General features: G+C 47.9%; 13 protein-coding genes. 7 read left to right on the forward strand and 6 right to left on the reverse strand.

Translation table 11 applies throughout. The features are described from left to right. Nucleotides 1-328: 328 nt before the first annotated feature. A complete protein-coding gene (gene mnmA, locus ABUL11_RS10150; RefSeq protein ID WP_350283742.1) occupies nucleotides 329-1,417 on the forward strand; it encodes a tRNA 2-thiouridine(34) synthase MnmA in 1,089 nt (362 codons plus the stop codon). Nucleotides 1,418-1,419: 2 nt separating this feature from the next. Here mnmA and ABUL11_RS10155 read toward each other — a convergent pair whose 3' ends face one another. Then, entirely contained in the window at nucleotides 1,420-2,556 is a 1,137-nt protein-coding gene (locus ABUL11_RS10155; RefSeq protein ID WP_350283743.1) for a PilT/PilU family type 4a pilus ATPase, read from the reverse strand. Between the two features lie 16 nt (nucleotides 2,557-2,572). Next, the gene (locus ABUL11_RS10160) at nucleotides 2,573-3,616 is read right to left on the reverse strand and encodes a type IV pilus twitching motility protein PilT (RefSeq protein ID WP_350283744.1); all 1,044 of its coding nucleotides are present in this window, start codon (nucleotides 3,614-3,616) and stop codon (nucleotides 2,573-2,575) included. Nucleotides 3,617-3,809: 193 nt separating this feature from the next. Between ABUL11_RS10160 and ABUL11_RS10165 the strand changes: the two genes are divergently transcribed. Continuing rightward, nucleotides 3,810-4,526, forward strand: coding sequence for a YggS family pyridoxal phosphate-dependent enzyme (locus tag ABUL11_RS10165; RefSeq protein ID WP_350283745.1), 717 nt, complete (start codon nucleotides 3,810-3,812; stop codon nucleotides 4,524-4,526). On the opposite strand, the gene ABUL11_RS10170 is transcribed toward ABUL11_RS10165, so the two are convergent. Genes ABUL11_RS10170 through ABUL11_RS10185 form a run of 4 tightly spaced genes read right to left on the reverse strand, consistent with a single transcriptional unit; the run spans nucleotide 4,495 to nucleotide 7,123 of the window. Further along, nucleotides 4,495-4,764, reverse strand: a complete 270-nt coding sequence (locus ABUL11_RS10170) for a YfhL family 4Fe-4S dicluster ferredoxin (RefSeq protein ID WP_350283746.1) — start codon at nucleotides 4,762-4,764, stop codon at nucleotides 4,495-4,497. The two genes, ABUL11_RS10165 and ABUL11_RS10170, sit on opposite strands and share 32 nt — an antisense overlap. 19 nt (nucleotides 4,765-4,783) lie before the next feature. Further along, on the reverse strand, nucleotides 4,784-5,263 hold the full coding sequence (gene coaD, locus ABUL11_RS10175) for a pantetheine-phosphate adenylyltransferase (RefSeq protein WP_350283747.1): 480 nt from the start codon (nucleotides 5,261-5,263) through the stop codon (nucleotides 4,784-4,786). Further along, complete coding sequence (gene rsmD / locus ABUL11_RS10180) at nucleotides 5,256-5,807, reverse strand: 16S rRNA (guanine(966)-N(2))-methyltransferase RsmD (protein WP_350283748.1); 552 nt, start codon at nucleotides 5,805-5,807, stop codon at nucleotides 5,256-5,258. The genes coaD and rsmD overlap by 8 nt, the downstream gene beginning before the upstream one ends. A gap of 11 nt (nucleotides 5,808-5,818) precedes the next feature. Next, a complete protein-coding gene (locus ABUL11_RS10185; RefSeq protein ID WP_350283749.1) occupies nucleotides 5,819-7,123 on the reverse strand; it encodes a M16 family metallopeptidase in 1,305 nt (434 codons plus the stop codon). A gap of 800 nt (nucleotides 7,124-7,923) precedes the next feature. Here ABUL11_RS10185 and ABUL11_RS10190 point away from each other — a divergent pair. The 5 genes from ABUL11_RS10190 to ABUL11_RS10210 form a co-directional block, all read left to right on the forward strand. After that, nucleotides 7,924-8,274 carry a YciI family protein gene (locus ABUL11_RS10190; RefSeq protein ID WP_350283750.1) on the forward strand — a complete coding sequence of 117 codons (351 nt, stop codon included), beginning with the start codon at nucleotides 7,924-7,926 and terminating at the stop codon, nucleotides 8,272-8,274. 279 nt (nucleotides 8,275-8,553) lie between these two features. Next, on the forward strand, nucleotides 8,554-8,979 hold the full coding sequence (locus ABUL11_RS10195; protein WP_350283751.1) for an SRPBCC family protein: 426 nt from the start codon (nucleotides 8,554-8,556) through the stop codon (nucleotides 8,977-8,979). A gap of 56 nt (nucleotides 8,980-9,035) precedes the next feature. Continuing rightward, on the forward strand, nucleotides 9,036-9,455 hold the full coding sequence (locus ABUL11_RS10200) for a VOC family protein (protein ID WP_350283752.1): 420 nt from the start codon (nucleotides 9,036-9,038) through the stop codon (nucleotides 9,453-9,455). Then, nucleotides 9,452-9,865 (forward strand): DUF7079 family protein, encoded by a 414-nt coding sequence (locus tag ABUL11_RS10205; RefSeq protein ID WP_350283753.1) that lies wholly within the window; start codon nucleotides 9,452-9,454, stop codon nucleotides 9,863-9,865. The genes ABUL11_RS10200 and ABUL11_RS10205 overlap by 4 nt, the downstream gene beginning before the upstream one ends. A gap of 59 nt (nucleotides 9,866-9,924) precedes the next feature. Beyond that, nucleotides 9,925-10,500 (forward strand): class I SAM-dependent methyltransferase (locus ABUL11_RS10210; protein ID WP_350283754.1); only part of this gene is annotated, 576 nt, incomplete at its 3' end.

A 10,500-nucleotide genomic window follows, 5' to 3' on the forward strand; every position in this document is an offset into this window, starting at 1 on the left:
CTACTACTCTTCTATCTAAGACTACTTCCTCAACAAGGTTAAGTCAAGATCTTAAAATGTATGTAGTAAGCAAAAGCTTTTACCCATCTTCATTCATGATCAATTGAAATAATTGAACAAAAAATACTAATTTCGGCATCAGATTATTGACATCAGGAGATGATTTTTATCTCTTCCATTCAAATCCCATAAAATAAACCTGATTGAAGCAAGTTAAATAATTCATTTATATTTATTCGTTACCACCCCCGCACCAATCTGCCAGATCAGATCATTGTTATGTCTGAAGCAGGGTAAAATTACCAGACGTATTTTTCCGACCGATGAAATGAGTAAATCACGTGTAGTTGTTGGTATGTCTGGTGGAGTAGATTCATCAGTTGCCGCCCTGTTACTCAAGCAGCAAGGTTATGATGTAACAGGACTCTTTATGAAGAACTGGGAAGAGGATGATACTGATGAATACTGTTCCTCCCGTCAGGATTTTCTTGACGCCGCCTCAGTTGCAGACATTCTTGATATACCGTTGGAAGCGGTAAATTTTTCAACTGAATACCGAGAACGGGTTTTTAATCTGTTTTTAGAAGAATATCAGGCGGGGCACACCCCTAATCCGGATGTGCTGTGTAATAGCGAGATCAAATTCAGAGCATTTCTCGATCACGCACTCAATCTGGGAGCTGATTGGATTGCAACTGGCCACTATGCACAGCTGCATGAAACAGATGGTTTGTTTCAGTTACTCAAGGGTGAGGATGGCAACAAGGACCAGAGTTATTTTCTCTACCGCTTGAATCAGCAACAGCTGTCACACACAATCTTTCCCATTGGCCATCTCTACAAGCGAGAGGTTCGCAGAATCGCGCGTGAACACCGGTTACCCAATTCAACCAAAAAGGACAGCACTGGAATTTGTTTCATTGGTGAACGTCCTTTTCGTGAATTTCTCAACCGGTATTTGCCTGCCAATCCAGGTGAAATTCATACTTTAGATGGGAAAGTCGTGGGAGAACATCAGGGGGTAATGTACTATACCATCGGGCAAAGGCAGGGACTGGGAATTGGTGGCCTCCGCCAGGGTAGTGAACAGCCGTGGTTTATATCAGGAAAGGATATCAAAAAAAATGTGTTATACGTGGTACAAGGGCACGATCACCCCGCACTGCTGCGTTCTTCACTAATTGCTGCAGATCTCTCCTGGATCAGCGATACTCCTCCTCACCAAAACTGGGTTTATGCAGCTAAAATTCGCTATCGTCAAACAGATGCACCCTGCGCAATCACCCGCTTTGAACACGACTCCTGCCAGATTGGTTTTGCAGCACCACAATGGGGAGTTACGCCCGGACAATCAGTAGTAATCTACGAAAGCAAGGTTTGTCTGGGCGGCGGCATAATTACCGGCAGTAACGAATGACCTCAGGTAATCGTCAGATGTTCGATATTTGTCTCTGTACTGATTTTCCGGGCTTCTGATCCGTGCAATTTAATCTGCAACCTCAATTCATTCATAGAATCGGCATTACGAAGTGCATCTTCGTAGGAAATCGTGCCATTCTCGTAGAGCTCAAACAGCGCCATATCAAAGGTTTGCATCCCCAGTTCACTTGATTTTTTCATAATCTCCTTGATTTCATGCACATTCCCCTTGAATATCAGATCGGAAATCAGCGGAGAATTGAGCATTACCTCGATTGCTGCAGCACGCCCGATGCCTGATTTTTTGGGAATCAGCCTTTGCGCGACCAACGCCCGCATATTCAGTGACAGATCCATCAGCAACTGAGCACGCCGTTCTTCCGGAAAAAAGTTGATAATGCGATCGAGCGCCTGATTAGCGCTGTTTGCATGCAAGGTACCCATACACAAATGCCCGGTTTCGGCAAAGGCAATGGCGTGCTCCATCGTTTCCCGATCCCGGATTTCACCGATCAGAATAACATCGGGCGCCTGCCGCAACGTATTCTTCAGTGCAGCTTCCCACGATTCCGTATCGACTCCGACTTCCCGCTGGGTAACGACACAATTGATATGCTCATGTACAAATTCAACCGGATCTTCAATAGTAATGATATGTCCATGGCTATTCTGGTTGCGATGACCGATCAATGCCGCCATCGAAGTAGATTTTCCCGAACCGGTTCCCCCGACGAAAATCACCAGACCACGTTTACTCATGACGACTTCTTTCAGAACCTGCGGCAGCCCGAGATCATCAAAATTTGGAATCTTCGTAGTAATCGTCCGCAAAACGATTCCTGTTCGTTGCTGTTGTACGAAAGTATTGACGCGAAAACGGCCGATTCCTTCCGGATGAATTGCAAAATTGCATTCCTTGCTGATCTCGAATTCCATTGCCTGCTTATCGTTCATGATGGCTCGCGCCAGCGCTGCAGTATGTGCAGAAGAAAGTGGCTGCTGTGTGACAGGCGTCATTTTGCCGTCTATCTTCATTGCCGGAGGATAGCCGGCAGTAATGAACAAATCTGAAGCCTTTTTACTGAGCATCAGCCGCAGTAAATCATGCATGAATTTGAGTGCCTGTTCTTTTTCCATAATAAATCCTGTCCGCTCAACCACGGAAATTATCTTTGTTCATGGCTTTGGTACGCGCTTCCGCCGCTGAAATGACGCCACGCTTCACCAGGTCTGTCAGATTCTGGTCAAGTGTTTGCATCCCGACTCCCTGACCGGTTTGGATAGCTGAATACATCTGCGCCACCTTTCCTTCCCGAATAAGATTGCGGATGGCGGGTGTACCTATCATGATTTCATGAGCAGCCACCCGGCCTTTACCATCCTTTGCTTTCAACAGCGCCTGAGAAATAACGGCACGCAGTGATTCGGACAGCATCGCACGCACCATTTCCTTTTCCTCTGCCGGAAACACATCAATAATCCTGTCGATGGTCTTGGCAGCCGAGCTGGTATGCAGCGTGCCAAAAACCAGATGGCCGGTTTCCGCTGCAGTCATGGCAAGGCGAATCGTCTCCAGATCCCGCATCTCTCCCACCAGAATGATATCCGGATCTTCCCTCAAAGCTGCACGCAACGCATTACTGAAACTATGTGTATCCCGCCCGACTTCACGCTGGTTGATCAGACATTTCTTGCTTTCATGTACAAATTCGATCGGATCTTCCAGAGTCAATATGTGACCATACTGGTTCTCATTGATATCATTGATCATAGCTGCAAGGGTGGTGGACTTACCGGATCCGGTCGGCCCCGTAACGAGCACCACACCGCGTGGTTGTTGCGCAATTTCAGCAAATATTTTTGGCGCTTTCAGTTCTTCGAGCGTCAGTACCCTAGATGGAATGGTACGCAACACCGAAGCCGCTCCCCGTTGGGTATTGAAAGCGTTGACACGAAAACGTGCCAGATCGGGAATAGCAAACGAAAAATCACACTCCAGATGCTCTTCATAATGCTTGCGCTGACTATCGTTCATGATGTCATACACCATGTCATGCACATCCTTATGCTCCAGTGCAGGAAGATTGATACGCCGGATTTCTCCGTGCACTCGGATCATAGGCGGCATGCCAGCAGACAAATGAAGGTCGGAAGCGTTATTCTTGACCACAAATGAGAGTAACTCTACTATATTCATCCGGTGTGTTCCTTGTGCCACATTGAATAGTGATCGGTTGATACCGCCTACTGGTAATATTCTCAGCCCCAGTAGTCGGTTGATCTGACTAGAACGGAAAAAACAGGCCGGAATTAAATATATTTCCGGAACACCGACAAATTTTCTGACATTTATATTAGATTGCCAGCTTCTTCAACTTACTTATCCAGCCATGACTACAATTGCCTCACGCCTGCAGAATGTCAGAAACCGCATCATCGAAGCCGCAAAACAAGCAGGGCGTGACCCGGAAAGCATTCGACTGCTCGCAGCCAGCAAAACCAACACACCGGACAAGCTGCGTGAAGCCTGGGAAGCAGGGCAAACCGTATTCGGTGAAAACTACCTGCAGGAAGGTCTGGTCAAGATCCGCGCACTATCAGATTTACCCATCGAATGGCATTTCATCGGTCCGATTCAAAGCAACAAAACCAAACTGATTGCCGAGAATTTTTCCTGGGTGCACGGGATCGATCGGGAAAAGATTGCAACCCGCCTTTCAGCAGCAAGGCCAGAATCATTACCGCCACTGCAAGTCTGTGTGCAGGTAAACGTAAGCGGAGAAATCACCAAAAGCGGGGTGGATCCGGAAAAAGCTGCGGAACTGGCTACTTTCGTCAGCGAGCAGCCACGCCTTCAATTACGCGGAATAATGGCAGTTCCGGAACTCACTGCCGTAACCGCACTGCAACGTGAACAGTTTCAGATGATGCGGGAAGTTTACGAACAATTACAGCAGAAAGGCTTCAATCTGGACACACTGTCAATGGGAATGTCAGAAGATCTGGAAAACGCCATCGCAGAAGGCGCCACGATGGTGAGAATAGGGACCGCAATTTTTGGTCCGCGGCGTTACGCTATCCCAGAGGAGCTCGGTTCACGCCAGTAGTCAGAAACTGGTATTTTTCCATCAGTTGCTCGCGATTCTCAACTCTGTCCGGATCACCCACGATGCAACTGACCGGACAAACTTCCACGCATTGTGGTGTGTTGTAATGTCCCACACATTCTGTACACAGATCCGGGTCAATTTCATAAATTTCCTCACCCTGGGAAATTGCCCGGTTAGGGCATTCGGGTTCACACACGTCACAATTGATACACTCATCGGTAATAATCAGTGCCATTTCTTTCACTCTCCGGTATTCATTTCTTTCGCTTTTCATAAAGCCGTTCAGCCACAAGCGGATGCACAAACTTGTTTGCATCCCCGCCAAGGCGTGCGATTTCACGCACGATAGTAGCTGAAATAAACATATATTGCTCCGATGGCGTCAGAAAGATGGTCTCCACATCAGGATATAAACTACGATTCATCCCTGCCAGCTGAAATTCGTACTCGAAATCGGATACTGCCCGTAAACCGCGCACAATGACATGCGCCTGCTGCTGCCGCGTAAATTCCATCAGCAGACCGGAAAATCCCATTACTTCAACATTATCGTATCCGGCAAGAACCGCTCTGGCCATTTCCACTCGTTCTTCCAATGAGAAACAGGGAGATTTTCCACTGTTGGCAGCAACCGCGACAACCACCTGGTCAAATAATCTCGACGCCCGCTGGATCAGATCTTCATGTCCACGTGTAATCGGATCAAAAGTACCAGGATAAATGACTTTATCCATTGAGATTAAGATTCAGCAAACAGTAATAAACATAACTGGCTCGGCTCTGTTTCCAAATCGACCAGGTATCATCCGGCAGCAGCTTGTCGCTGCTCTCAACATAAACCAAACCATCTTCCTCCAGTTTTGCCGGCAATAACGGCAACACTTCAGCCAGCAATCCGGATTTAAACGGAGGATCAACAAAAATGACATCGTAGCGTCCTGAACCAGTGGTAAGAAATACCCGGGCATCGGCATGCTCAAGCTGCACCTGTGAAGCGCCTAGTTTTTCGATCGAACTGCGAAGATTACGAACAGCTTTCATATTCTGCTCAATCATGGTCACTTGCCTCGCCCCTCGTGAAGCAGCTTCAAATCCCAGTGCACCACTGCCGGCAAACAGATCCAGGCAGGTTTTCCCTCTCAAATCCTGCCCCAACCAGTTGAACAATGTTTCTCGTACACGATCCGGTGTTGGCCGGAGTAACTCATCATCGGCAAACTGGATCAACCTGCTGCGCCACTGGCCACCAATAATACGGATTCTGTCTGTCTTCACCATGCAAAAACAAGTCAGTCTGCTGCGCCCACGACTACCGTTACCGTACCTGCCGGATCGATCCGACGCTTAAAGGCATCCCTGATCTGTGCAACAGTCACTTTTTCCACTGCCTTGACATAATCTTCCAGATAAGTCAGTGGCAAATCATAAAAACCAATAACCCCAAGATATCCCAGAATTTTCTGATTACTGTCGATACGCAGAGGAAAACCTCCCACAATATTTTGCTTGGCAGCCTGCAACTCTTCCTCAGTCGGCCCTCGTTCAACAAAATCCTGGAGCGTTTTCTGCGTCAATTGCAAAGCCTGTTCCGCCTGCTCCTTCTTTGTCTGCAGACCGATTTCAAAAGGCCCTCTTTCCTGGTATGGCGCAAACATACTGTAAACACTATATGCCAGCCCGCGCGTTTCACGAATTTCCTTCATTAATCGGGAAACGAACCCGCCACCTCCTAAAATGTAATTACCCACCAGCAGGGGAAAATAATCAGGATCCTTACGACTCAAACCGGGGTAGGCAATCTGAATATGGCTTTGCGTAGCGGGATGAGCAATCTTCTGGATGATCGGAACAGGATTCTCAACAGGGAGCAAAGTTTTATACGTTCTTCCAGTTGGCAAATTTCTGGTCAGCGTCTCCGCAATACGAGTAGCTTCATCTCGTTTAATATCCCCTATCAGCGCAATGACCGCATTGCCGGCTGTGTAATGCGCCCGGTAAAAATCAACCAGATCCTGTCGCCGCAACGCTACAAGTACATTCGGTTCTCCTGACTCACGCAGGCCATAAGGATGTTTGCCATACAGCAATTTCATCAATGTCCGGTCAGCAATGACCTCTGGCTTAGTATCCGCTTCCTTAAGGGCAGCAATGATGCGGGCACGCTCCCGCTCCAGAATTTTTTCAAGGAATTCGGGACGTTGAATAATCTGTGCTAGAACATCCAGCGCACGCACACGTTCCTTCTGGCGACTCAACGTCCGCAGTGACACTCCTGCCCGATCCAGATCAAATGTTCCGCCCAGCTTCGCTCCGACATCTGCCAGTGTCTCGGCAATCCGATCTTCGGACAGATCGCCTGCGCCCATACTCATCAGCCGTTGCACAAGCCCGGCGCGGCCGGAGGTTTCTGCTGTATCAGTACTGCTGCCTGCCGGAAATTCAACACTGACATCAAGTATTGGCAAATCATGATTCTCGACGAAATACACCTGTGCTCCGTTGGCTGTCTGCCAGTGCTGAATCGGCAAGAACGCTAGTGCCCACGGTGCATACAACCCCGCCCAGATCATAATTAAAAACTGTAGAAATCGCATATACCCTCTTACCGTAAATTAAGCATCATCAATGCATGAAATATTGTATGCCAATGCAGGCATAAGTTCCCAGTCACAAGACAGAAAAACTGCCCCGCTCTTCAATCTCATTACTAAAAATTGATGTACAAAAGTGACTGAAGCATCCAAACAGTATGGAAATCCTCACTTTAATCGAAAAAAAATGAATTTACGCCGAAATAGGAGTTCTTATGTTTCTAATTGGTTTTTTAGTTACATTACTTTTGAATTATTATCAATTGACCAGTTTCATCTCAAAAAACCAGAGGTTGCAGGTACATAATTTACCGTAAGCAGCCAAGGGCTAATAGAGAGGAATTAATGATAGTTAACACAATATCTACCGGGTTTCGACCATTCCCGTGCTCGCAACTCTGCAGGGTGACGAGTTCTAGAGCTTCGTAGAGCAGGTATTCGAGACGCAACTTCTGAATCGAGACAACCCCTCCGACCATAGTCCAGGGTATATGACTAGCCGGAGTGGTGATTCGATCATGTCCATTATGCTGCCTCTTGGGAGGCAGCCAACCCACAGCGCGTTGTATGTATAGTTGGTAACGTAGATACCGTTTACCGGCGTGCCGTTGAAGCCGATGCACGATTAGCTGAGGAATCGACCCTTATCAACATAGAGACCGGATGGCAACGGTCATTGACCCGTTCGATAACCAGTGAATGATTGCTTCGCACATCGAGTAGATTTCCGTTGAAGACCGCTATTGGCGTCTTGCAGCCCTCGATCCGAAATGAATTTGCAATAAACCTGATGAGAGGTATCAATGAAATTCCTATGTCTTGCCTATGGCAACGAAGCCGGCTGGAATTCCTTAAATGAAGAAGAGAAACGAGAAGTTCTTGCGCAGGATGCGGTAATACGCGGCCGAGGCAACCTTATGTCGGCTGTACAAAGAACGGTTACATCTGTAAAAAATTGGGATGGAAATCTCGAAGTCAATAATGAATCTTTTGCTCGGAATGAGCTTCCGCTCGCAGGGTTCTCGGTCATCGAAGCCGAGAATATTGATGAGGTCATCAAGCTTGTATCGAATACACCCTGTGCTCGAGCAAGAGGCGTGATAGAAATCCGGCCTTTCTGGCATCTTGGCGATAACAGCGATAACAACCTATAGCGGATAGCACGATGTGTCGTCGCTGGTGCTGAGCATTAGTGTATAAAGTGGAAAGCAGCAATAGCATGCGTCAGTGAGAGGCTCGTATCGGTCAGGGAAAAAGCAATTTATGGCTGGGGTGGTTCAGAGCCTTTCCGCGTGATACGATGGTTATCTCATACCGCGCGTGGAAGAGCCCTAACTCACTCCCACAGCAGCGGGTACTCACACCATATCGGTAGAGTTGACGCGCAAAAGCGCTCACCCCACCTCCGCATTAGCCGTTATTTGGAGGACCCTATGCGACTCACAGTTCAGACCACCATTCAAGCTCCCATCTTCACAGTCTGGGAAGCCTACACCACTCCCGGAGATATCGTTAAATGGAACACTGCATCCGACGATTGGCATACGACCAGCGCAACATCCGATTTACGGAAAGGCGGGGAGTTCTGCTCAAGAATGGAAGCCAAAGATGGCAGTGCCGGCTTTAACTTTGAGGGAATATATACAAACATTGTCCAGGGCGAGCTGATCGAATACGAATTTGGCGGCAGGCATGCTCAAGTTCTCTTCAGCAAAACTTCGGATGGAACTACTGTCAAAGTAAGCTTTGACAGTGAAAGCAGTCATTCGCTTGAACAACAAAGTCAAGGTTGGCAAGCAATTCTCGACAACTTCAAGAAGTACGTTGAATCATCGGTTGACAATCGCAGTAACGGCTGACCATTTATTCAAGCCGACGCCGCTACACCCACTCAACAAACTGAAAGGAGGACACAATGAGCACCCCATACGTTCAACCTTACCTATTCTTCGGCGGTCGCTGTGAAGAGGCACTCGAATTCTATCGCACTACCCTCGGCGCACAAGTGGATATGCTCATGCGCCACAAAGAAAGCCCGGAGCCGCCGCCACCCGGAATGCTTGCGCCCGGCTTTGAAAACAAAATCATGCATGCCTCTTTCCGCATCGGTGCCACCACGCTGATGGCTTCCGACGGATGCGGAGAAGACAGTAGTTTCGATGGCTTCTCACTTTCTCTGGCTGTGCCGACGGAGTCTGAGGCTGATAGCACATTTGCCGCTCTCGCCGAAGGTGGTCAGGTTCGTATGCCACTCACGAAAACTTTCTGGTCGTCGCGTTTCGGTATGCTTACCGATCGCTTTGGTATCAACTGGATGATCACTGTCCAGGAATGACAATTGGATCCATGCTGTCCATCAAGCCAGCCGCTGAAGATCTCGCTGCCCGCCAGCCTGTGTGGGAAGCACTGTCAGACATGTTTCTTGATATGGATACCTCTCTCTCACGGCAGTGGCGTGCAGATCAGCTTGCCAGGTCACCTTACTCGATCGAACAGCTCGAATTCATTCTCGTAAACGAAGTGTACCCGATATGCAAATACAACCTCCTGTCAATGGCAGGTGAGTGGGCCGGGTTCGATCCAGAATGGCTGAAGGAAAAAATCCTCTGTCACTTGGGTTCTCGATTCCGATTCTGGCACACGCTGAACCTGGGGTGCTTCACGGTGCATGCTTCGGTTGAATGGCGCACGACCAAGTATGCCATCCTTGCAGCTCGCGATACTGATGCAAAAAGTACTACCTGAACCCAGCTTAACCGGATGCACACCGATCAACTCAAACATTTGGCATAAGGAGATAAAAATTGACAGCAAAAAATCAGCAGGAACACGATGCTGAGATCGTAAAGCAATTTACCCGGCAAGCAATTCCCTTTACTGAGTTGCCCGGACACCTGGACTCAATCCAGATGCTTATCGAGATGAGCAAGGTTACTGCGGATGATCTCGTTCTTGATGTTGCATGCGGACCCGGGCTGGTCGCTTGCGAATTTGCCAAGGTAGCTCAACATGTCACGGGAATCGATCTTACTGAAAAGATGATCGAACAAGCCAGGAACCGCCAGAAAGAATTTGGATTGAGTAATCTCTCATGGGATAGTGGAACAGCATCCTCATTACCTTACCCATCAAACTCATTTTCCATAGTCATTACAAGATACAGTTTCCATCATTTTCTGGATCCGAAAGCTGTTCTGAAGGAAATGATTCGAGTTTGCAAACCTGAAGGAGTAGTTTTGATCGCCGATGTTGCATTACCGACAGAAAAAGTCGATGCCTATAACCATATGGAAAAGCTCCGCGACCCATCTCATACACAGGCATTGTCATATGAATTGTGGGAAGAACTTCTTGTAGAGTCTGGATTGCGAAATCTTCAG

The organism is Nitrosomonas sp., assembly GCF_040256045.1.
Lineage (GTDB): Bacteria > Pseudomonadota > Gammaproteobacteria > Burkholderiales > Nitrosomonadaceae > Nitrosomonas.